General features: G+C 41.4%; 16 protein-coding genes and 1 tRNA gene. 6 read left to right on the top strand and 11 right to left on the bottom strand.

The features are described from left to right. Positions 1-84: 84 nt before the first annotated feature. Positions 85-708 carry a trimeric intracellular cation channel family protein gene (locus DW173_RS13230; RefSeq protein ID WP_004311582.1) on the top strand — a complete coding sequence of 208 codons (624 nt, stop codon included), beginning with the start codon at positions 85-87 and terminating at the stop codon, positions 706-708. Positions 709-915: 207 nt separating this feature from the next. Here DW173_RS13230 and DW173_RS13235 read toward each other — a convergent pair whose 3' ends face one another. The 3 genes from DW173_RS13235 to DW173_RS13245 form a co-directional block, all read right to left on the bottom strand. Then, positions 916-1,413: a DUF4251 domain-containing protein gene (locus DW173_RS13235; protein WP_120144553.1), complete on the bottom strand. Its 498-nt coding sequence runs from the start codon at positions 1,411-1,413 to the stop codon at positions 916-918. A gap of 182 nt (positions 1,414-1,595) precedes the next feature. Then, positions 1,596-2,558, bottom strand: a complete 963-nt coding sequence (locus tag DW173_RS13240) for a M48 family metallopeptidase (protein ID WP_008643886.1) — start codon at positions 2,556-2,558, stop codon at positions 1,596-1,598. Between the two features lie 45 nt (positions 2,559-2,603). Then, positions 2,604-3,164, bottom strand: coding sequence for a LemA family protein (locus tag DW173_RS13245; RefSeq protein ID WP_120144554.1), 561 nt, complete (start codon positions 3,162-3,164; stop codon positions 2,604-2,606). A 239-nt stretch (positions 3,165-3,403) separates the two neighbouring features. Here DW173_RS13245 and DW173_RS13250 point away from each other — a divergent pair, with 239 nt between their 5' ends. Continuing rightward, positions 3,404-3,907, top strand: a complete 504-nt coding sequence (locus DW173_RS13250) for an RNA polymerase sigma factor (protein WP_004300346.1) — start codon at positions 3,404-3,406, stop codon at positions 3,905-3,907. 142 nt (positions 3,908-4,049) lie between these two features. Here DW173_RS13250 and mtgA read toward each other — a convergent pair whose 3' ends face one another. The 3 genes from mtgA to DW173_RS13265 all read right to left on the bottom strand — a co-directional run bounded on the left by mtgA (position 4,050) and on the right by DW173_RS13265 (position 7,002). Beyond that, positions 4,050-4,793 carry a monofunctional biosynthetic peptidoglycan transglycosylase gene (gene mtgA, locus DW173_RS13255; protein ID WP_004326929.1) on the bottom strand — a complete coding sequence of 248 codons (744 nt, stop codon included), beginning with the start codon at positions 4,791-4,793 and terminating at the stop codon, positions 4,050-4,052. Further along, positions 4,771-5,487: an OmpA family protein gene (locus DW173_RS13260; RefSeq protein ID WP_004306354.1), complete on the bottom strand. Its 717-nt coding sequence runs from the start codon at positions 5,485-5,487 to the stop codon at positions 4,771-4,773. Before DW173_RS13260 ends, mtgA begins: the two co-directional genes overlap by 23 nt. Before the next feature lie 162 nt (positions 5,488-5,649). Next, entirely contained in the window at positions 5,650-7,002 is a 1,353-nt protein-coding gene (locus DW173_RS13265; protein WP_087321895.1) for an MATE family efflux transporter, read from the bottom strand. Between the two features lie 91 nt (positions 7,003-7,093). Here DW173_RS13265 and DW173_RS13270 point away from each other — a divergent pair, with 91 nt between their 5' ends. Next, the gene (locus tag DW173_RS13270) at positions 7,094-8,479 is read left to right on the top strand and encodes a GDSL-type esterase/lipase family protein (protein WP_004315933.1); all 1,386 of its coding nucleotides are present in this window, start codon (positions 7,094-7,096) and stop codon (positions 8,477-8,479) included. A 192-nt stretch (positions 8,480-8,671) separates the two neighbouring features. Next, positions 8,672-10,543: a PAS domain-containing sensor histidine kinase gene (locus tag DW173_RS13275; RefSeq protein ID WP_120144555.1), complete on the top strand. Its 1,872-nt coding sequence runs from the start codon at positions 8,672-8,674 to the stop codon at positions 10,541-10,543. Between the two features lie 73 nt (positions 10,544-10,616). On the opposite strand, the gene DW173_RS13280 is transcribed toward DW173_RS13275, so the two are convergent. Continuing rightward, positions 10,617-10,689: transfer RNA gene (locus DW173_RS13280), tRNA-Lys, on the bottom strand. A gap of 121 nt (positions 10,690-10,810) precedes the next feature. On the opposite strand from DW173_RS13280, the gene ettA reads away from it, so the two are divergent. Then, positions 10,811-12,502: an energy-dependent translational throttle protein EttA gene (ettA, locus tag DW173_RS13285; protein WP_004311592.1), complete on the top strand. Its 1,692-nt coding sequence runs from the start codon at positions 10,811-10,813 to the stop codon at positions 12,500-12,502. A gap of 216 nt (positions 12,503-12,718) precedes the next feature. Then, positions 12,719-15,964 (top strand): TonB-dependent receptor domain-containing protein, encoded by a 3,246-nt coding sequence (locus DW173_RS13290; protein ID WP_004311593.1) that lies wholly within the window; start codon positions 12,719-12,721, stop codon positions 15,962-15,964. Between the two features lie 47 nt (positions 15,965-16,011). Here DW173_RS13290 and DW173_RS13295 read toward each other — a convergent pair whose 3' ends face one another. The 4 genes from DW173_RS13295 to DW173_RS13310 form a co-directional block, all read right to left on the bottom strand. Further along, positions 16,012-17,109, bottom strand: coding sequence for an endonuclease/exonuclease/phosphatase family protein (locus tag DW173_RS13295; protein WP_120144556.1), 1,098 nt, complete (start codon positions 17,107-17,109; stop codon positions 16,012-16,014). A gap of 45 nt (positions 17,110-17,154) precedes the next feature. Continuing rightward, a complete protein-coding gene (locus DW173_RS13300; RefSeq protein WP_120144557.1) occupies positions 17,155-19,812 on the bottom strand; it encodes an ATP-binding protein in 2,658 nt (885 codons plus the stop codon). Positions 19,813-19,882: 70 nt separating this feature from the next. Continuing rightward, complete coding sequence (locus tag DW173_RS13305; protein ID WP_120144558.1) at positions 19,883-21,097, bottom strand: glycosyltransferase family 2 protein; 1,215 nt, start codon at positions 21,095-21,097, stop codon at positions 19,883-19,885. Between the two features lie 64 nt (positions 21,098-21,161). Continuing rightward, positions 21,162-22,589 (bottom strand): hypothetical protein, encoded by a 1,428-nt coding sequence (locus DW173_RS13310; protein WP_181981067.1) that lies wholly within the window; start codon positions 22,587-22,589, stop codon positions 21,162-21,164. Positions 22,590-22,591: the final 2 nt, after the last annotated feature.

A 22,591-nucleotide genomic window follows, 5' to 3' on the forward strand; every position in this document is an offset into this window, starting at 1 on the left:
TACCTAATTCGGTTTAATTCGTGAAGCAAAAGTACATTTTCTTACGGAATTTATTCGTTACTTTGCATACAAAATAACAAATATATGCCCACATTCGTTCAAATTCTTGATTTTATAGGCACATTTGCCTTTGCTATTAGTGGTATCCGACTAGCTTCGGCGAAACGTTTCGACTGGTTCGGCGCTTATGTGGTAGGACTTGCTACGGCTATCGGCGGCGGTACCATCCGTGATGTACTGCTCGACGTGACACCGGGATGGATGACTGACCCTATCTATCTGATTTGTACAGGACTGGCTTTGTTATGGGTCATCTGTTTCGGACGCTGGCTCATCCGGCTCAATAATACTTTCTTCATTTTTGATACCATCGGTCTGGCACTGTTTACCGTGGTAGGTGTAGGCAAGAGCATTGCTCTGGGGTATCCTTTTTGGGTGGCGATTATCATGGGTAGCATTACGGGAGCAGCCGGTGGGGTGATTCGTGACGTATTTATCAATGAAATACCTCTTATCTTCCGAAAGGAGATTTACGCAATGGCTTGCGTCGTAGGCGGTATTGCATATTGGATTTGCGATCTCGCAGGTATGGAGTCCTACGCTTGTCAGTTGATTGGCGGATCAGCCGTATTTCTGACTCGCATCTTAGCTGTAAAATATCACATTTGCCTGCCTATATTAAAAGGTGGGGAAGAGCCGGAAGAATAAAAAAGATACTGCCCGAGTGAATGTATTCATCTTGTTTCTATCGGATAGCTAATAAGTATATTATCTTAATAGTTTATATTATAAAATTAGGCACGGATTACACGGTCGCTGTATGGTAATCATCATTCTAACAACCGTGTAATCCGTGCAATCCACGCCTAATAATACAAAATTATTTAGCCCGTTTCTCTTACTTGTTTTTGTTTCTTACTTCTCTTCCTTTATATACAGCTCCCCCTGAAAACTAATGGACTGACGGTTTTGCATATTGACATCAATGCTTGCCGAACCATTGGGGAATACTTTGACTCTGTATTCATACCTGTCTTCGGGATTGCGTGCGATAAACTCGATGACGGCATTTCCTTTCTTATCCATTTCCATACTGTATTCTTTGAGCACAGCTTTAAAATTTAGCCCGTCGCCTCCGCCATAGGGGATGCTGTAAGCCCGTCCATAATAAGGCAGATAAGAAATGACCGAATCGTTTCTGATTTCCAGTGAGTAGGAAGATGTCAAAGGGATGGAGCGTCCGCGCATTGGCATGGCGGTGTTGACATCTATCTTGTAGTTTTCAGATTCAACCAGCTTCTTTACGGCTTCTTTCTTCTGTTCTTTCTTTTCCTTTTTACTTTGAGCCGAAAGGGTAGGGATGCCCACTAGCAAAGCTAGTAATAGCATAAAGATTTGTTTCTTCGTTCTCATATCAGTTGTATTTAGGTTGATGTATATATGTATAACAACCAAATATAAGAAAAAGACAGGGATAGTTCTGTTTCCTTTAATGAAAATTAAACAGAAATCCCTGTTATTTATAAGTTTAGACCAATTAAGGGCATAATCAACTTTTGAATAAAAACGCTTGGGAAGAAAATTAGAACAGGCTTTTAGAACTGTTCCAGTATTTCAATTCGTTTTTCAATGGGAGGATGAGTGGCAAACAATCCGTTGATTCCGCTGAATATACTTTTCGATTTCTTTTTAGGATTCTGTATAAATAATTGCGCCACGTCTTTCCTTTCTACTGCCTCGATGGCAGGATCTGCCGATATTTTGCGGAGAGCGCTGGCCAGTGCCAACGGATTCTTTGTCATTTCTGCCGATCCCGCGTCTGCCATGTATTCGCGTTTGCGTGAAATGGCAAAACGCATCAGACTTGAGAAAAGATAACCGATGGCGGCTATCACTAAAGCGAGTAGAATGAAAAGAAAAATACCGCCACTACCTTTGCTGTTGCTGCGTACACGTATGTGCGTGATGGTATATAATGTGATTTCTGTCAGCATGGAGAAGATACCGACAAAGACGATGGATATTATCAGCAAGCGCACGTCACGGTTGCGGATATGACTTAGCTCATGCGCAATCACTGCTTCCAGTTCTTCATCATTCAGTTTTTTGATGATACCTTCCGAGAGGGTAACAGTGTATGTACGTTCATTGATGCCGCTTGCAAATGCATTCAGAGAACTGTCATAGATGATATTGATTTTCGGCATCTTCATGCCTTGCGACATGCATAGGTTTTCTACCAGGTTGTAAACGCGCTTATTCTCTATACGATCCAGCGGTTTGGAACCGGTGGCAGAATTGATAATGCTTGTGTTGGCCCAGTAGGCAATCAGAAACCAGATGATTACGATTCCCATGGTGTATGGCAACGAAGAGAGAAAGAAATGATTGACCATTGGCATTATTTCTATTTCCATACTCTTTCCGTATCCAAAAAGAACCAACAGATAGCAGGATAAATAGAGGAGTGCTGCCACGAGACAGGGAAACAGGAACAGTAGAAACGCAGAGCGCAGATTATTCCGGCTCTGCTGTGTTTGGATTCCGACGTATTGCATGCGTGTTCAACTTTTGTAATTGAGTGGACGGTGTGAATAAAGAGTTTAGAAACTTATTTTAGGTGCCTGATCCAGATTCGCACGTTCATTCTTCCCCAGGTCGAACATGATTTCTCTTTGGAATCCGGTCATTCCTGCTACTATATTCGATGGGAATGTCTGTACGGCGTTATTATATTCTTTAGTTGCCGAGTTGAAGTAACGGCGGACAGCAGCCAGTTTATTCTCTACATCAGCAATTTCTTCCTGTAATTGCAGGAAATTCTGATTAGCTTTCAAATCGGGATAAGCCTCGAGAGTGATTTTCAATCCTGCAAGAGCAGAGCTTAACTGGTTTTCGGCAGCTATCTTATCATCAATCGTTTTTGCGCCCACTGCACCGTTACGTGCCTGAATCACCCGTTCGAGCGTTTCCTTTTCGTGTGCGGCATATCCTTTCACGGTGTCTACCAGTTGGGGAATGAGATCATGGCGTTGTTTCAATTGTACATCGATGTCGGCGAACGCGTTTTCACGATTGTTTCTCAATTTCACTAATGAGTTGTACATGGAAGCAAAAATGATGCCCAGCAATACAATAATCCCTACAATAATAAGTATGGTCATAGCTTTTTGTTTTATTTAATAATATAAAATCAAAAGTAATCTATTTGGTTCTTTTAACCAAGCAGTAGGGGATAAATTTCGCAAATACCACCTAAAAACTATCAGAAAGCACCTGAAATCTGTCATTTGATAGAATGTCCCCCTAAAAAATAACGGATTCTACCCTGCTTGATAAGCAAAATACCTTTAAACTTGCAAACATCGAGAAAAACGAATATTAACCATAAAACCATTAAAGTATGAAAAGTTTAAGTTTCAGAAAAGATTTAATTGGAGTACAGGAAGAGTTGCTTCGTTTTGCTTATAAATTGACGGCCAACCGTGAAGAAGCAAATGACTTATTGCAGGAAACATCTTTAAAAGCATTAGACAATGAGGAGAAATATGTTCCGGATACAAATTTCAAAGGATGGATGTACACTATCATGCGTAACATCTTTATAAATAACTACCGTAAAATAGTACGCGATCAAACTTTTGTTGACACAACCGATAATTATTATCACTTAAATCTGCCACAAGATTCAGGATTTGAAAGTACGGAAGGTGCTTACGACCTGAAAGAAATGCACCGCATCGTCAACGCACTCCCCCGGGAGTATAAGATTCCTTTCTCTATGCACGTATCTGGTTTTAAATACCGCGAAATCGCAGAGAAACTAGGATTACCATTAGGCACAGTGAAGAGCCGCATATTCTTCACACGTCAACGTTTACAACAGGAATTGAAAGATTTTGTATAAATGAGGATAACGCATACAAACAAGCTTATTAGCAGAAGGAGCAAAAAGATAGATTCTCATTGCTCCTTCCTTTTTTATAACTTAATCGTAAATCACCTATTCGTCTAATCGTAAATTAAACTAGGTTATAAATTCTTTCTTGTTATTTGCTTTTCTTTTTTTTGCTTTTTTTCTTTTCAACGGCCTTCTCTTCCGGTGGGAATTTAGGAACTAGATTCATTAGCCGTAATATCTGACTTTGTCGTTTTAGTATGTATGACGAAGGTTTCGCCGAGTTAAATCGTATCGGGTTGGGGAGGGTGGCGGCGATGAGTGCACATTGTCCCCGGGTCAGTTTGTCGGCTGTTGTTCCGAACTTATTTTTTGCGGTTGCTTGTGCGCCGTAGATGCCATTTCCCATTTCTATAGAGTTGAGATAGACTTCCATGATTCGCTCTTTCGACCAGAAGAGTTCGATGAGAAACGTAAAGTAGACTTCGAGCCCTTTGCGTACCCACGACGATTGCGGCCATAAGAACACATTCTTGGCTGTCTGCTGACTGATGGTGCTTGCTCCCCGTTTCCGTTTGCGTGTTTCGTTTTCTTTCATCGCTTTCTTGATTTCTACGAGGTCGAACCCGTTGTGTTCGGCAAAACGGTTGTCTTCGGAGGCTATGACCGCCATCGGCAGGTTGGGAGATATCTTATCAAAAGAAACCCACGTGTGCTTCCACGTGGGTTTATCTCCTGAAAAAACTTGCTGAACGCTTCGGATAACCATCAACGGAGTTACATAAACCGGCATAAAACGATAAATAATCACTGCCAGTAGTGTTGATGCAAAGAAGAAAATCAGCAGGTTGCGCGTATAGCGCAGTAATTTTTTAATTAGCGGCTGCTTGTGCATCTTTAATCATTTGCTCACTTGCGTACATGTATACTTCTACACGACGGTTTTGTTCGCGACCGGCAGCAGTGTCATTGCTTGCAACGGGATCGCTTTCACCCATTCCCTGTACACTCTTGATCTGATTGGTGGAAACACCGCAACTCAACAAGTAACTGGATACACTCTGTGCACGTTCTTGTGATAAGTTCAGGTTCTTTTGCTGGCTTTGTGCAGCAGTACTGTTCTTCCAGCCCTGGTTGTCGGTATATCCGTAGATAGACACGTCCATATCCCGGTTCTGGTTGAGCACATTGTTGGCAAACTTGCTTAAAGCAGATTTAGCAGCAGCACTTAGATTTGCATTACCGGTAGTGAAAAGAATACCCGAGTCGAATGTTACTTTCACGGCTTGCAATCCGTTGTTGTCTGTTATCTGTTCTACTTGTGCGCCTTCAATTTGTTTTGCTTCTGCTGCTGCTTTGTCCATCTTCTTACCGATAAGAGCACCTGTACCTGCACCTACTGCCGTACCAATAGCAGCACCGATAGCAGCACCTTTACCTTTACCGATAACACCTCCCAGGATCGCACCTAGTGCAGCACCCGAACCACCACCGATAGCAGCACCTTTACCAGTGTTGTTCATACTTCCACAGCTACCAAATATCATGGCAATACTCATGAAGAGAACCATAAATTTCATCTTGTTCATAATGTTGATGTTTTTTAATTGGTTTATAAAAAATGTTTTTATACGAATCACTTCGCATTATTAATAACAATGCAAAGATACATATTATTTGGCAAGCGTGTACTTTTTAAGTTAAAATAACTCGGAAGAGCCCCTTTGTTTGTTAATAAAGGGAAATGATAATTATCCTTTTATCGTTGAAGGAATACTCAAACACTTCTTTTTAATAATAATGAACCAACTCAAAAGAATTAACCCTTTGGCAACCGTAGTGATGCAGACTGCCCACCAGATTCCTTCCACTCCCATGCCCATCCGTACAAACAGGATGGCAAGCGGAATACGCATATAGTTGCAACTGATGCTGATAATGGCAGGAGGGATGGTGCGTCCGATGCCGTAGAATACTCCCTGCATGGTGATTTCGAGCATCATAAAAAGCTGCGAATATCCGTCGATACGGAGGAACACACCTCCGGCTTCGTAGGCCGCCTGTTCGGGGACGAATATGGCAAAAACTTCATTCCCGAAGAACACGAATAGCAATGTACAGAATGTTCCGAAGATTCCCGTCATCCATAAAGTCGTATACCAGGCTCTAAGTACCCGTTCCACTCGTCCGGCGGCGTAGTTTTGGGCGATGAAGGCACTTAGTGCGGTGGAGAATCCCTGTGAGGTATTCCAGGTGATTGCTTCAATTTGCCCTCCGGTGGTGAAAGTCATTAGTCCGATGTGTCCTCCCTGTTCCGAGGCGGTGCGGCAAAGGAACATATTGACGAAAGCAAATAGCGTATTCAAAGTAGCCACGGGCAATCCCAGTTTAAAGATTCTCCGTGTATATTTTTTCTTTAGCTGCGTGAAGAAAGGGAAGCCGCCAAGTAGGGCATCCCGGCAACGCAACTGATAGACGAAAATCAGGAAAACACTTGCTTCCGCAATCCAGGTAGCGTATGCCGCACCATTGGTTCCCAGCCCGAAACCGAAAATGAAGAGTGGGTCCAGAATGATGTTCAGTATCAATCCTGTGCCGCTGATAAAGAACGGGACTTTACTGCGCCCTGCCGCATTATAAATTCCGGTGAAGGCGGCGGAGAGGAAGACAAAAGGTAATCCGGTAGAAACAATCCGCAGATATTGGATGGCATTGGCCGTAATATGATCCTCGAGTTCATAGATGCGTATGATAGGTTCTGCAAATATAAAAAGGAGTGTGCCCCAACAGATGGAAATAATCAAAGCAATCGTGATGTTATGAGACGCGAAACTGCGGGCATCTTCCTGGCTTTGCGCACCGATGGATTGTCCGACACTCACTTCAGATCCCACCTTATTTAATAAGGAGATAGAACCGGACATCCAGGTCAGGATTCCGACAGAACCGATGGCGGCTACGGCTTCACTTCCCAGTCTTCCTACCCACGCCATATCAGTGAGGCTATATGCCATTTGGATAAACGACGTTGCCATGATCGGCATTGCCAGATTAAATAGTTGACGATTGATAGGACCTTGTGTCAGATTCTTTATTCCTTGCATATAATTTTTCTAATCAAAATGAGCTGCAAAGATACGCAAAATTACTATCTTCGCGCATCTAATTATTCATTAATCAAAGTACATAGATACTATGAAACAGAAATTCTCTACTATTTTTATCTTGCTGCTTCTCTTTTTTGCTGGTTCACGAGTGGTAGCGCAAAATGCTCCGAAACCTTTTGATATTGAACAACCTTCACTTCGCGTATTTCTTCCTGCGCCGGAACTGGCTACAGGACGTGCTGTGGTTGCGTGTCCGGGAGGTGGATATTCACATTTGGCATTCGAACACGAAGGCTGTGATTGGGCGCCCTATTTCAATAAACAAGGTATTGCATTGATTGTGCTAAAATACCGGATGCCGAACGGTGATCGTACATTACCCATTTCGGATGCTGAAGCAGCAATGAAATTGGTGCGTGACAGTGCCAATGTCTGGAATTTGAACCCGAATGACATTGGTATCATGGGCTCTTCTGCCGGTGGACATCTGGCTTCTACCATTGCCACTCATGCTAAGCCCGAACTTCGTCCGAACTTTCAGATTCTTTTTTATCCTGTGATTACGATGGATAAATCTTATACCCATAGGGGCTCTCACGACAACCTTTTGGGAAAAGATGCTTCTGCTGAATTGGAACTTGAATATTCTAATGAAAAGCAAGTGACGAAAGATACACCGCGTGCTTTTATCGTATATAGTGATGATGATAAAGTCGTTCCGCCTGCTAACGGAGTTAATTATTATTTGGCGCTGAACAAGAACAATGTTCCTTCGGTACTTCATATTTACCCTTCCGGCGGACATGGATGGGGAATTCGCGAGGGTTTCCTCTATAAGAATGAAATGTTGGACGAACTGACGTCTTGGCTCCGTAGTTTCAAAGTTCCTCATAAAGATGCTATCCGTGTAGCTTGCATTGGAAATAGTATTACGTATGGAGCACGTATCAAGAATCGTGATCGTGACAGTTATCCGGCCGTGTTGAGCCGTATGTTGGGAGAGGCTTATTGGGTAAAGAATTTCGGAGTCAGTGCCCGCACTCTGCTGAACAAGGGCGATCATCCTTATATGAATGAAAAAGCTTATCAGGATGCGCTGGCTTTCAATCCTAATATCGTTGTTATCAAGTTGGGTACGAATGACAGTAAATCATTCAACTGGAAATATAAGGCCGACTTCACGAAAGATCTGCAAACAATGGTCGATGCTTTCAAAGCGCTGCCAGCTCAACCGAAGATTTATCTTTGTTATCCTTCTAAAGCCTATCAGACCGGTGATAATATCAACGATGATATCATCTCTAAACAAATCATTCCGATGATAAAGAAGGTTGCCAAGAAAAATAACTTGTCTGTCATCGATCTTCACGCAGCAATGGACGGAATGCCCCAATTGTTTCCGGATAAGATCCATCCGAATGAAGAAGGGGCTAAAGTGATGGCAAAAGCTGTTTATCAGTCCTTGAAAAAGTAAAATAAGGAACTTGACGATTGTAAAATTTCCGGTTGAAATAATCTCTTTTAGAGAAAGTTTCAACCGGAAATTTTTTAGTTTAATCACAAATAATCTTCTTATAATATGCTAAAAAAGTGTCTTTCTGAAAGTTAGATTTGTCGCTAATCTATATTTTTGCGCCCGAAAAATAATAAAATGATAAATAGCGTTATGAATAGACTACAAGATTTTACCTTTTTCTCGCAGTTGATGGCTAACGCTAATATGGGATGGTGGAAAGCCAATTTATCAACTGCGAATTATGAATGTTCTGACTTTATAGTAGAGTTATTAGGTCTGGATCAGACCGGAGTTATTAGTTTTGAAGATTTCAATAAACGTATTCAGAAAGAGGAACAACTTTCTACAACTGTTCATTCTTATGGTGTGTATCAACGGCCGGAGGTGGTGTATTTGCTTGATACGGTGAAAGGATCTGTTTGGGTACGTAGCAAGGTATGCTTTCAAGAAACGGATGAAGACGGAAACGAAATCGTCTATGGTATATCTGAAGTGCAAGATGGTCCTGATATGGCATCTGCTTACCAAGCTTTGCAATACAGTGAGCGTCTCTTATCTAACATTTTCAAGTATTTGCCTATTGGTATCGAATTATACGATATGGATGGGGTATTGGTGGATCTGAACGATAAGGAATTAGAAATGTTTCATATAGAGAAGAAAGAAGACGTATTGGGTATCAATATTTTTGATAATCCTATTTTTCCGAAAGAAATGAAAGAACGGCTGAAGAAAAATGAAGACGCCGACTTTACTTTCCGTTATGACTTCTCGAAGGTCGGATCGTATTATCAGAATACCCAAAAACAGGGTACGATTGATCTGATGACTAAAGTGACTACATTATATAATAGTGAGCATCAGCCAATAAACTATCTATTGATTAATGCGGATAAGACAGAAACAACGGTAGCCTATAATAAGATTCAGGAGTTTGAGGAGTTTTTTGAATTGGTCGGTGATTATGCCAAGGTCGGTTATGCTCATTTCAATATTTTGAGTGGACACGGCTATGCCCAAAAAAGCTGGTACAGAAATGTGGGTGAAGCGGATGAAACTCCGTTGTCCGACATCTTTGGCACATACCGGCATTTCCACCCTGATGACCGTGCCTTGTTGATTCGGTTTTTGGACGACGCACGAAAGGGACTTACTACCAAACTTAGCAAAGAGATGCGTGTTCTTAGGGAGGATGGCACATACACATGGACGCATGTCAATCTGTTAGTAAAGAAATATGCCCCGCAGGACCGGATTATCGAAATTATCAGCATCAATTATGATATCACAGAACTGAAAAGGACAGAAGAAATGCTTGTCAAGGCACGTGATAAAGCTGAAGCGTCCGATCGGTTAAAGTCTGCTTTCCTGGCTAATATGAGTCATGAAATCCGTACTCCTTTAAATGCTATTGTCGGCTTTTCAAGCCTGTTGACTAGTACGGAAAATGCAGCGGAAAAGGAACTATATAATTCTCTGATTGGACATAACAACAAACTATTATTAAATCTGATTAATGATGTAATTGATCTTTCTAAAATAGAATCCGGTTATCTGGAATTGCGTCCGGACTGGGTTAACCTTACCGAGCTTCTTGACGAGAGTGTAGCGGAGTATGTTCATCAAGTACCATCCGGCGTTGAACTTCTGACTAACTATCCGGCACATGATTCTCTGGTAGAACTGGACAAATTGCGTATCAAACAGATCTTGAGTAATTTCCTTTCGAATGCCTTAAAGAACACTACCACCGGACATGTGGAAGTCTTCTATGAGGTAGACCACCAATCTGTCAGAATCGGTGTTAAAGATACCGGTCGGGGCATCCCGCAGAATATGCTTGAAAAGATATTCGAAAGGTTTGAGAAATTGGATTCCTTTGCTCAAGGGGCCGGTCTGGGCTTACCTATCTGCAAACTGATCGTCGAGAAGATGAACGGGTGGATATTAGTCGATTCCCAACTGGGGATAGGTACTACTTTTATAATCGAATTGCCGTGTCGCTCTATGCTTGTTGAATAAGTATATGCGAAGACTATTAAAAGAAAAATCCCTTGATAACGACTGATTATCAAGGGATTAATTTTGTGTTTTGTGATCCGCCTGGGGCTCGAACCCAGGACCCCAACATTAAAAGTGTTGTGCTCTACCTGCTGAGCTAGCGAATCAGTCCTACAGTGCTTTCTTTCGAATGCGGGTGCAAAGGTAGAACATTTTTTTATAACTCCAAAATAATTCAAACATTTTTCTTATCTTTGTGCCATTATCAACAATATATAATCATACATTATGGCTGCTGACGATAAAAAAATTATCTTCTCAATGGTAGGAGTGAGCAAAGCATTCACTCCTAATAAGAATGTGCTGAAAGACATTTACCTGTCGTTTTTCTATGGAGCGAAAATCGGTATTATCGGTTTGAACGGTTCTGGTAAATCAACGTTATTGAAGATCATCGCCGGTTTGGAGAAATCCTTTCAGGGAGAAGTCGTGTTTTCTCCGGGATATTCCGTGGGGTATTTGGCACAGGAACCTTATTTAGACAACACAAAGACAGTAAAAGAAGTAGTGATGGAAGGTGTGCAACCCATTGTTGACGCACTGACAGAATACGAAGAAATCAATCAGAAATTCGGTTTGCCGGAGTATTATGAGGATCAGGATAAGATGGATGCTCTTTTCGCTCGCCAGGGTGAATTGCAAGATATCATTGATGCAACTGATGCATGGAATCTGGATAGCAAGTTGGAGCGTGCGATGGATGCTCTCCGTTGTCCGCCTGAAGATCAGCCGGTAGAAAATCTCTCCGGAGGTGAACGTCGCCGGGTAGCTCTTTGCCGTTTGTTGCTGCAGAAACCGGATGTGCTTTTGCTGGACGAACCTACCAACCACTTGGATGCAGAGTCTATCGACTGGTTGGAACAACATCTACAACAATATGAAGGTACGGTTATTGCTGTGACGCACGACCGTTACTTCCTCGATCACGTTGCCGGATGGATTCTTGAATTGGATCGTGGTGAAGGTATCCCCTGGAAAGGTAACTACTCTTCCTGGCTGGAACAGAAGACCAAACGTATGGAAATGGAAGAAAAGACCGCCAGCAAACGTCGTAAAACACTGGAACGTGAGTTGGAATGGGTACGCATGGCTCCGAAAGCCCGTCAGGCGAAAGGTAAGGCACGTCTTAACTCTTATGACAAATTGCTGAATGAGGACGTGAAGGAGAAAGAAGAGAAACTTGAAATCTTTATTCCGAATGGTCCCCGTCTGGGTAATAAGGTCATTGAAGCCAAACATGTGGCTAAAGCATACGGTGATAAATTGTTGTTTGACGATTTGAACTTTATGCTTCCTCCTAATGGTATTGTCGGTGTGATTGGTCCTAATGGTGCGGGAAAGACGACATTGTTCCGCCTGATTATGGGATTGGAAACAGTGGATAAAGGAGAATTTGAAGTAGGAGAGACTGTAAAGGTGGCGTATGTAGACCAGCAACACAGAGATATTGATCCGAATAAGAGCGTATATCAGGTAATTTCCGGTGGTAATGAGTTGATCCGCATGGGTGGACGTGACGTGAATGCGCGTGCATATCTTTCCCGTTTCAATTTCTCCGGAGGCGATCAGGAAAAACTCTGCGGCGTACTGTCCGGTGGTGAAAGAAACCGTTTACACTTGGCGATGGCTTTGAAAGAAGAAGGTAATGTACTGTTGCTCGATGAGCCTACCAATGATATCGACGTAAACACTCTGCGTGCTTTGGAAGAAGGTTTGGAAGATTTCGCCGGCTGTGCAGTAGTTATCTCGCACGACCGTTGGTTCCTCGACCGTATCTGTACACATATCCTTGCTTTTGAAGGAGACTCCAATGTATTCTACTTCGAAGGTTCATATTCAGAATATGAAGAAAACAAAATGAAACGTTTGGGAAATGAAGAACCAAAACGCGTTCGTTATAGAAAGTTAATGACTGACTAGTATAAAGTAATAGATTGAAGCATTTATAATGCTTTCTGTTTCAAAATAAAAGGCTCTGCAAATATTGTAGAGCCTTTATCGTTTTATAACAAGGGAAAACGTTTATCTCTCTTAAAAAATTGTAGTATAATCGTAATGTAGTTCTAAATATTATTAATTATATTTGTGCACAGTTTTTAAAAGCAAACAATTTATATTAACTAATCAACTACATTTATGTTAAAGAGAATGCGATCTTTTTTAGTAGCGGCGATGCTCATGGTCATTGCTACCGTTAGTGCGCAGGTTACCACTTCTAGTATGAGTGGTAAGGTTACAGCACAAGATGAACCTATCATTGGAGCGACTGTGGTTGCAATCCACGAGCCGTCAGGTACACGTTATGGTACAGTGACTAATATCAGTGGTCAATTTAATTTGCAAGGTATGCGTACCGGTGGTCCTTACAAAGTTGAAGTTTCTTATGTTGGTTATCAGACTGCTATTTATAAAGGTGTAAATTTATCGTTAGGAGAAGTATACACTTTAAATGTAGTTTTAAAGGAAAGTTCTGAATTATTGGATGAAGTTATAGTAACAGCACAGAAAACAGTAGAGAAGATGGGGACTGTAACGAATGTGAGTGAGCGTCAGTTAACGACATTGCCTACTATTAATCGTAGTATTACTGACTTTACTAAACTTTCTCCTTATGCGGGTGGCAGTAATTCTTTTGCCGGACGTGATGGACGTTATAATACAATAACTGTGGATGGTGCAGCTTTGAACAATAATTTTGGTTTGAGTACTAATAATTTGCCGGGTGGAGATGCGCAGCCTATTTCACTTGATGCAATTGATGAAATTAGCGTTAATGTTTCTCCTTATAGTGTTACGTATTCCAATTTTACGGGAGCTTCTATTAATGCTGTAACCAAGAGTGGTACAAACGAATTAAAGGGAACAGTTTATACATATCAGAAACCAAAGAATTTTATAGGAAAATCTATTAACGATGTTGACGTTCCTAATGTGGAAAGTTATAAATCCAGTTTGTATGGCTTTACATTAGGAGCTCCGATAATAAAAAATAAACTATTCTTTTTTGTAAATGGAGAATTAGAAAATAGTACTAGCCCTGGTATTTTGTGGACTCCTAGTCAAGAAGAAGGTGGAAGTGGGGATAATCAAAATCATATTTCTAGAACTTGGATAAAGGATTTGAAGACAATAAGTGATTTTGTAAAGGATAAATATGGATATGATCCGGGAAGTTATGATAAATTTGATGATTTCGAGAGTAAAAATTGGAAGCTTATGGCTCGTTTGGATTGGAATATTAATAAAAGTCATAAACTGTCATTACGTTTTAACACAGTGAAATCAGAAAATGATGCTAGTATTAGTTCAACTTCTTCGGTAATCACTAAAGCTAATTCAAACCGTTATGGGGTTGATGCATTTGCATTTGGAAATTCCAACTATGGTTTTAGAAATATTGTAACGTCTCTTTCCGGTGAGTTGAATAGCAATTTTTCTTCTTCAGTACAAAACAAATTATTAGTGACTTATACCCATATCCGAGATTCTCGTACAACTAAGGGAGATGCGTTTCCAATGGTTGATATTTACAAGGACGGTAAGCAGTATATGACATTGGGTACAGAATTGTTTACTCCTTTTAATGATGTCGAGAATAATGTATTTAGTGTTACTGACAATGTAACTATTAATAAAGGAAACCATTTGATAACTGCCGGTGCAACATTTGAAAGACAGTATTTCATGAATTCATATTTACGTGCTCCTTATGGATATTATCGTTATGCTTCAATGGACGATTTTATGACGGGAGAAAAACCGATGCTGTATGGCATTACTTATGGATATAATGGAAAAGACGCTCCGGGAGCTGAACTGACATTTGGTATGTTGGGAGCTTATGCACAAGATGAATATTCTATTACACCTAATTTAAAATTGACATATGGATTACGCTTTGATTTACCGTTATATTTTGATGATTTGTTAGGGAATGCGGCTATCAAAGAACAGTCATTTAATGGAACGAATGTTGACGTATCCGAATGGCCGAAAAGTAAATTGTTAATATCTCCTCGTTTAGGATTTAATTGGGATATAAAAGGTGACCGTTCTATTGTTTTGACTGGAGGTACAGGCTTGTTTACAGGGTTATTACCATTTGTATGGTTCACTAACCAACCGACAAATGCAGGTCAGATGCAAAATATGGTCGAATTTGAGACTTCGGAATTACCGGCAAACTTTGCTTTTAATCCAAATTATAAAGAAACTCTTACCCAAAATCCGGATATGTTTCCATCAACTCCGGGAAATGAGGTCCCCGGTGCTATAGCTTATGTGGATCCGAATTTTAAAATGCCTCAAGTTTGGCGTAGTAATGTAAATGCAGAGTTTCAGTTACCTTATGGATTTATGCTTTCTGTTGGTGCTATGTATACACGTGATATATATAATGTTGTTCAGAAGAATATGAACGAAAAGGCCCCTTCTGGAACCTATAATGAACAACCGGGACGTGTATATTGGACTAAGAATAATTACTATGACAATCCTAAGACGAAAACCGTTATACAGTTGACTAATGGGGATGAAAAAGGTTATCAATATTCTTTTAATGCAGTATTAACGAAGAAATTTGATTTTGGCTTTACAGGTTCATTTGGGTACACTTATACAATGGCTAAAGATATGACGGCAAATCCAGGTTCATCGGCGGCTTCAGTATGGCAGAATAATGTTGCAGTTAATTCATTGAATGATCCGGGTGTCTCTTATTCTTTATTTTCTACCCCGCATCGTTTGATAGCTAATGCTTCTTATGAAGTTGCTTATGCGAATATGAAAACGACTGTTTCTTTGTTCTATACAGGTTACCAACAAGGACGTTTTTCTTATACCTATTCTAATGATATGAACGGTGACGGAAACTATTCCGATTTGATGTATGTGCCTGCTTCTAAAGAAGAAATGACATTTGTGGATATTAAAGATAAACAAAATAATGTGACTTATTCGGCGGTAGACCAACAAGAAGATTTTTGGAACTATGTAAATAATGACTCTTATTTGAATGATCACAAGGGGCAGTATGTAGAACGTGCTTCTTCTTTAGAACCGTGGATTCACCGTTTTGACATGAAGATAGCACAGGATTTTTATGCTAAGATTGGTAGCCGTAAGTACGGTATTCAAGTAAGTCTTGATATGTTGAATATTGGTAACTTATTAAATTCGAAGTGGGGGGCTTATCGCTCTTGCGGTTTGCAGAGTTATGATAATGTAAGGTTGTTAAAAACAGCAAGTAAGGTAGGAGAACCTCTTACTTATCAGATGAATGCATCTTCTCGCGAGGTGTTCCAGAAAAATTCTAAATGGGATTATACTGCTTCTACAGGTAGTGCATGGCAGATGCAGTTAGGCGTTAAGTTTACATTCTAGAATATTTATATAAAAAGATGCTTCGTTCAATAAACGGAGCATCTTTTTTATTTCATCCTCATCACCACCGGATTATGATCGCTATAATTAAGATCCGGCGAGAAGTAATCCGTGCTATTCAGTTCCGGTGAATGGAGAATATAGTCGATTCTCAACAGATGCTTGAAGTACTTGAAAGTATACATATACCCATGCCCGCTCCTCTGAAAACCATCCTGCAACTTATCACCTTTTATAGTATGATAAACATACGAAGACGGCAGAGAGTTAAAGTCACCGCAGACTAGAGTAGGATAGGGGGAGGCGGCTATCAGTTGCTTGAGAAGATCAGCTTGTACGGCCCGTTTCCGGAAATTCTCGTGTAAGCCGTCGATAAGTCCCAGGGTAGCATGTTCCACTCTTTGGGAATCATCCGTACGAAGTCCCTTTTCCAGTTTGCGTTTATTCTGGCTTACTTCTGTTGTTTGGAGATGATTGTTGAACAGGCGGATGGTGCGACCATTGATTTCAATATCACATGCAAGACTGCAATTTTTCGAATCAGGATAGATGATAAGATGCTCCTCCTTGATAGGATAACGGCTGAAAACAGCCAGTTGCAACAGATTCTTCCCTTCGGGCGAAGAAGGAATATAGTGATACGGCCAATTAGAAAGAGCTGCGGATATACTATCGATGCCAAACTCATCGTTAATGCCAAATTCTTGAAAACAGAGAATATCTGCTTGCAGATTTCTCATGTAAGAAGCAATCTCCTTGCATGAGTAGCCGGTATGCTCGTGGTTAAAGGCATCGACGTTGTAAGTAGCAACCGTCAACACTCCCGGAGTATATACATTCATTTTAACCATCGGTGACGAAGCCGGACTGAAAAAAGGCGATTGTAATACACAGCTCATATATCCCCAATTGCTGAATATAGCAATCAGAGGGATGAAAACCCAGCACCGCCAACGAATCGTCCAGTAGATAGCAGAAGCAAGATTAGCCAATAAAAGTATCGGCAGTATCAAACCGATGAAAGGCATAAATTTGAAACTATCCGGTGCGGCATTGCCTACGAAAGCACCCGCAATGGTAACTCCTGCCAAAATACTGGTCAGCACGATGGATATGTAATAAAACAGTCTGTAAAAGGCTTTCATTTAATCTAAATTATTTGCTGGTTATATCATGAGGGATTAAGCTCTCTACGAAGGAAGCAACCATTTATGAATCATTGCTTTCAACTTATCATCCGCTATTGGTTTAGCTATAAAATCATTGCACCCCGCTTCTTCAGCCGCTTTCCGGTCCTGTTCGTATGCAAAGGCACTTTGAGCAATAATAGGAACAGTGGCAGACAGTTCACGGATGATTTTTGTAGCTTCCAGTCCGTCCAGATTCGGCATCTTGATATCCATCAAGATAAGATCCGGTTTCACTTCATCGAACATCGTGACAGCTTCCATTCCGTCATGCGCACGTATAAGCTGATGGTCTTTACCTAGAATAGCCTTCAATAAGTCGAAATTGCTGTCCGTATCTTCGGCAACCAAAATACAGGCATGCCGTGTATTTGCAGAATTGTCAACACTCGAATCAGCAGTTTTTCCGGCAGATGCTATTCCAGCGATGTTTCCTTCACCATTCTCTTTCTTTGAAGAATCCACATTTGCAGGATTTGCAATCGTGTATGGCAAAGTAAATGTAAACGTCGTTCCCTTACCAAATTCGGAGCTGACGGAAATCTTGCCCCCGAGACGTTCAACGATAGACTTACAGATAGATAATCCCAACCCAGTGCCTTGTGCATGATTGTTCAGCTTTGCGAAACGCTCGAACACACGCCCCACTTTCTCCGGTTCAATTCCTGTTCCGGTATCCGTTACGTGGAATACAATCTGATTGTCCGCCAGTTTGTAACCATAACTGATGCTTCCTTCCTTCGTAAACTTGACAGCATTTCCAATCAGATTTGAAATCACCTGGAATACCCGGTTCTTGTCCGTTTCAATCATCAGACTTTCGCCCGAGGATTCATAGACAAGGCTTACTCCTTGCGGAGTACGGAATATATGAGCATCGTGCACTTCCCGGCAGAGATTATGGAGACTAGCCGGTCCGAAGGAAAACTCGATGGGTCCCGATTCAATCTTCGAGAGGTCGAGAATCTCGTTGATAAGTTGCAGGAGACGTTCGTTGTTCGCGTTTACGATGTTATAATACGTCTTCCGTTCTTCCGCATCATCGCTTTCGGCAATGAGATGCGAGAAACCTACGATAGCATTCAGCGGCGTACGTATTTCATGACTCATATTGGCGAGGAAGGCCGACTTCAGGCTATCAGACATTTCCGCTTTCTCTTTCGACGATTGAAGTTCCCGTTTTATTATTTCCAGCTCCGTGATGTCCCATTCGATGCTGACGATGATAGGCGAAGATAATTCGTCACCGTCCACCCGGATTTTCCGTTTGTCGAGGATAATCATGTTTCCGTTTCTGTCCTTTCCTTCAGCAGTCCAGTGCAGACCTTTTCCGGTGGTAGCCACCTGGATATCTTCTTGTCTCTTCTTTTCGGCTACGATAGGCGGGTAGAAATCGAAGTCATTCTTGCCGACAGGGTCGTTCTTATAAAGATCGCGGTTGTAGGCCTCCCGATTCCGGTAAATGTATCGGAAGTCGTTGTTGATTTCCTTCACTACAATCCCGGCAGGGAGATTGTTGATGGTTGTATCCATGATTTGGTTGAGCCGTTTGATTTGGGCTTCGTACCGAATCCTCTCGGAAATATCATGGGCAAACGACCAGTAACTTTCTTCTCCGGAATCATTGGTCACGTTGTACATCGTACCTTCATAAGCCAATATTCCTTTATTGATTTTAGATGGGTGATGGGCCACAAAGTTACTGCTGCCACCGTGTATGACATCTTTGCAACGTTCGTTCCAAGCCTCTTGTGTAGGCATATCTGCGGCGACGTTGTAAATTTTTAATTGACTGATGTCTTCGTTTTCTGAAATACCATGATTGTACAGGAAACGACGGTTGGCGAAGATGATCGTGCCATCGGGCTTGGCGGCAAAGATACTTTCTTTGGCGTTATTGATGGCATGAGTCAGTGTATTGATGTCATTTCTGCGATGCTGTATGTCTGTGATGTTCTGGATATAGCCTTCGATGTTGAAACTACCGTCGGAGCGCTGTTCACGCAGATAAGTCTGTATACGCATATAGAAGATTTCTCCGTTCAGGCGGACCCGGTAGCTGATGCTCTCCATGTTGAGCTCCCTTTCGTTCACCCGACACCATTCCATAAAACTCTGACGGTCTTCTTCTACAATCAGTTCCACATATTTCTCAATGGCAAGGTTTTGCACATTTTCCTCGCACAAAACACCGGTATATCCAAGATAATGAAAAATATTCTGTTTCGTATTGTACGTCCATTGTCCTATCTGGGCTACCTTTTGAATAGCCCGCAGGGTGAGATTTGCCTGTTCCAACTGTCTTTTTACGTTGCTTCTTTGCGTGATGTCGCGATATTGGCAAAGCACCATACCGTCATAAGGGAACATGAGGCATTTGAAGTAAAAAGTTTCGTCTTTCAGCACCAACTTGAAGTTCTTGCTGATGCTTCTTTGTTCTTCGAGTACAATCTGAAAGATGGGCATCACCCTCTCTCTCGTATATTCTGGTAAAAGCTCAAATATATTTTTTCCTAAAAGTATATCCTCTTGCAGAAACCATAGATCACAATGTGGCTCAATGTCTACGCAGACGCCGTGCCTGTCAACTAATAGCATCGTGTCTGCTGTCAGTTTCAATATTCTTTGTGCGTTATTCGCATCATGTAATATTCTGTCCATGTCTGTTTTTTATTAGATAATAGAGACTTATGTCTCCTATAAGGATAACAAAAGATTCCGGCATTTGTTTTTACTTTTCGGCGCGCTTCGCCTTTTCCCAGGCTCCGCTTCCTTTTTTCTTTTTCAGATAACGGATGCCTTTCAGCACATTGACATTCATAAATAGGAAATAGTAGGGGATAAAAAGCAACTTGTTTTTTATCTGTTTGGTGGATAGATAATATCCCCAATATCCCAATCCGTAAAAAAGAACCTGCATGGCAAGCAGTACTCCGTAGAATGTCGCGGAACCGCCCAACAGCAGAATTGCAATATTCAGCGGGAAGAGGGCAAACAACAGGAACGGAGTAATAGACCATCGCAATACCCGGTGAGATGTATATTGAAAGCTAAGTATCCCGTAGCGGAAAGGATTCAGTAACGGACGAAGTCGCCAGATGGACTGCAATCCTCCGGCAGCGATGCGCACTTTCCGCTTTTCTTCTTCGCGCATATCTGCCGAACCGCTTTCGATGGCGTAAGCATTGGTGCAATAAGCAATGGTATAACCTTTCATGGTGATCCGGAGCGAAAGAATAAAATCATCGAGCAACGTATCCGGTTCCATTGCTTCGAATAGTTCACGACGCACGGCAAATAGTTCGCCTGCTGCTCCTACAGCAGAGTAGAGGCGGGCGTCAAGTGCTTTCAGTGTTGATTCGTATTTCCAGTAAATACCTTCCCCACCGGCAGCGGCTCCGTCTTTGGTCTGCACGGCGATCCGTTTTTCACCAGCCACGCAGCCCACTTTCGGATCTTGGAAAGCAAGTACGATTTCCCGTATTGCCTCCCGGTTTACCATGGTGTTGGCATCCGTAAAGACGACGAGCGGAGTGTCCACCAGCGTCATTCCACGTGTCATTGCGGCTGTCTTACCCTGTCGTAGGGGTTGGAAGTGTACGGTCGCTTTTCCCTGCCAACGGGTTTGCAGTCGTTCGTTTGTACTGTCGTCGCTTCCGTCTGTCACCCATACGATATGCAGTTTGTCCGCAGGGTAGTCCAGTTCAAGACTGTTCTCCATCTTTTCGTCTATAACATCTTCTTCATTGAATGCTGTAATGAAGAGAGTCACTTCCGGCAAACCAGCGTCCGATGCCGGCAACGAACGCTTCACAGGTTTCACGAAAAGTTCTTTCAACTTGACGAGAACGTAAAGCACAATTCCGTAGCCCAGATAGGTGTAGAACACAATGAATAGGGCAAGCCAGAAAATAATTTCAAGGCAGAGGGTAATGGTTTCGTTCATAGCTGTATATGTTTATTTTTCTTGTATAATTTACATTCATCTCTTTTTAGCCTCGTATTTGAATTTATTCAACTCGTTTCTTCAACTCCGTCTTTTTATCCGAGTCTTTTAGCATATTTACAAAATAGAGTGCATCCGCTTTGGCAGAAACACTTGTCGGATTCGTTTCATACCGTTTCACGAAATTCTCGGCGTGTTCTGCCAGGTATTTCCGGCAGTCTATATTTAACATGATACCGTTTTCATAGTTTGCAAAGGATAAACCAGTAACTTCATCATTGGATGATATTTGTTTGATATCTTCTTTCTTGATACCGGATAGATTGACTGTTACAGAGGGATAATAGAAATACTCTTGCCCGGGTAAATGAACTGTCAGTTTGATAGTGTGCTCATTCTCATAGTTCACTTCCGTTGTACCATGTACCTGATAGTAATTATATTCATAATATTCCTCTTGATTGGGCATCCACATAGAATCATCCCCATCTTGTCCGTAGGTATCGTTGAGCCATAACAGAAATTCCGCCCAACTAGTATCTGTTCCATGTACACCGGCATATATTATCTCACGCTGCTCGCAAGGGTACGACAATTCGTTTACAATTTTTTCTTTTATCTCATCATGGTTATTGAAAAATATTCTCTCAATTAACTTATTTTCTAAATTTAACATTTCCTCAAACGGGTGTATTCTTTCGCCTCCAGTTTGCAGTGTAAACGTTTTGATAACAGGGTAGTTGTGAGCTGCTTCCACATAATTTTTATTTCCGTTTGGCTCTGCTAGCATTTTACATCCTCGTCCCAGGCGATTAAGAATGATATTCTGTGCTATTTCATAATGTGCCAGGATATCGTTTGGATTATTTATATCCGTTGCCATTACGTCGTGGAAGGCAATGCCTATACCAAAGTTTAGCATTTCTTTGACGTTTCCCCATACTAGTCCGTTTTGTTCATGAAAGCCATTGTCTTTTTTATTTATGGTTGTGACATTGTCCATCCATTTTTCTTCAGGCGCAAGAGTTGTTGCGAATGAGAACCGTACTTCATTTTCTGCTCCATCTGTACTTCCCAGAGTTTTTCCAAGATAATAGCAATCGGAGGGTAGGTCGTTTGTTTGTAGATGCGGTAGATCGTAGAATGATTTTTTTGACAATGGTTTTCCATTAATAGCTGCCCAAGTGTAGCAAAAGGCTGCATGCCTACAGTCATCCTGGGTGAGCATAAATAACCATGATTTATTATATTTTAGTGGTGGGATTACAGCATCCGACAGAGTGAGCTGCCGTACTCCCTCTTTTATATGAATCGTGATTTCTGCTGTATGGCTGATTGGTTCATTTATATATGGATAAAGAAATTCCGGGTTACTAATCACTTTTTTTTCCGCAAGACTATCATCATAAAGGTTTTTATTCTTTATACAACTGATGGTTGTGATGTACAAGAATAAAACTATAATACTATTAATGGTTCTTGTGATTCGCATAT

The sequence above is a fragment of the Bacteroides sp. AM16-13 genome (assembly GCF_003602705.1).
Taxonomy (GTDB): Bacteria; Bacteroidota; Bacteroidia; order Bacteroidales; family Bacteroidaceae; genus Bacteroides; species Bacteroides xylanisolvens.

Excerpts from the sequence above, each read along its gene's own strand:
- DW173_RS13300 (WP_120144557.1), bottom strand. The coding sequence starts at position 19,812 with ATGGACAGAATATTACATGATGCGAATAACGCACAAAGAATATTGAAA.
- DW173_RS13270 (WP_004315933.1), top strand. The coding sequence starts at position 7,094 with ATGAAACAGAAATTCTCTACTATTTTTATCTTGCTGCTTCTCTTTTTT.
- DW173_RS13295 (WP_120144556.1), bottom strand. The coding sequence starts at position 17,109 with ATGAAAGCCTTTTACAGACTGTTTTATTACATATCCATCGTGCTGACC.
- DW173_RS13245 (WP_120144554.1), bottom strand. The coding sequence starts at position 3,164 with ATGACCATACTTATTATTGTAGGGATTATTGTATTGCTGGGCATCATT.
- DW173_RS13310 (WP_181981067.1), bottom strand. The coding sequence starts at position 22,589 with ATGCGAATCACAAGAACCATTAATAGTATTATAGTTTTATTCTTGTAC.
- DW173_RS13275 (WP_120144555.1), top strand. The coding sequence starts at position 8,672 with ATGAATAGACTACAAGATTTTACCTTTTTCTCGCAGTTGATGGCTAAC.
- DW173_RS13305 (WP_120144558.1), bottom strand. The coding sequence starts at position 21,097 with ATGAACGAAACCATTACCCTCTGCCTTGAAATTATTTTCTGGCTTGCC.
- DW173_RS13235 (WP_120144553.1), bottom strand. The coding sequence starts at position 1,413 with ATGAGAACGAAGAAACAAATCTTTATGCTATTACTAGCTTTGCTAGTG.
- DW173_RS13265 (WP_087321895.1), bottom strand. The coding sequence starts at position 7,002 with ATGCAAGGAATAAAGAATCTGACACAAGGTCCTATCAATCGTCAACTA.
- DW173_RS13230 (WP_004311582.1), top strand. The coding sequence starts at position 85 with ATGCCCACATTCGTTCAAATTCTTGATTTTATAGGCACATTTGCCTTT.
- DW173_RS13240 (WP_008643886.1), bottom strand. The coding sequence starts at position 2,558 with ATGCAATACGTCGGAATCCAAACACAGCAGAGCCGGAATAATCTGCGC.
- DW173_RS13290 (WP_004311593.1), top strand. The coding sequence starts at position 12,719 with ATGTTAAAGAGAATGCGATCTTTTTTAGTAGCGGCGATGCTCATGGTC.
- DW173_RS13250 (WP_004300346.1), top strand. The coding sequence starts at position 3,404 with ATGAAAAGTTTAAGTTTCAGAAAAGATTTAATTGGAGTACAGGAAGAG.
- DW173_RS13260 (WP_004306354.1), bottom strand. The coding sequence starts at position 5,487 with ATGAACAAGATGAAATTTATGGTTCTCTTCATGAGTATTGCCATGATA.
- mtgA (WP_004326929.1), bottom strand. The coding sequence starts at position 4,793 with ATGCACAAGCAGCCGCTAATTAAAAAATTACTGCGCTATACGCGCAAC.
- ettA (WP_004311592.1), top strand. The coding sequence starts at position 10,811 with ATGGCTGCTGACGATAAAAAAATTATCTTCTCAATGGTAGGAGTGAGC.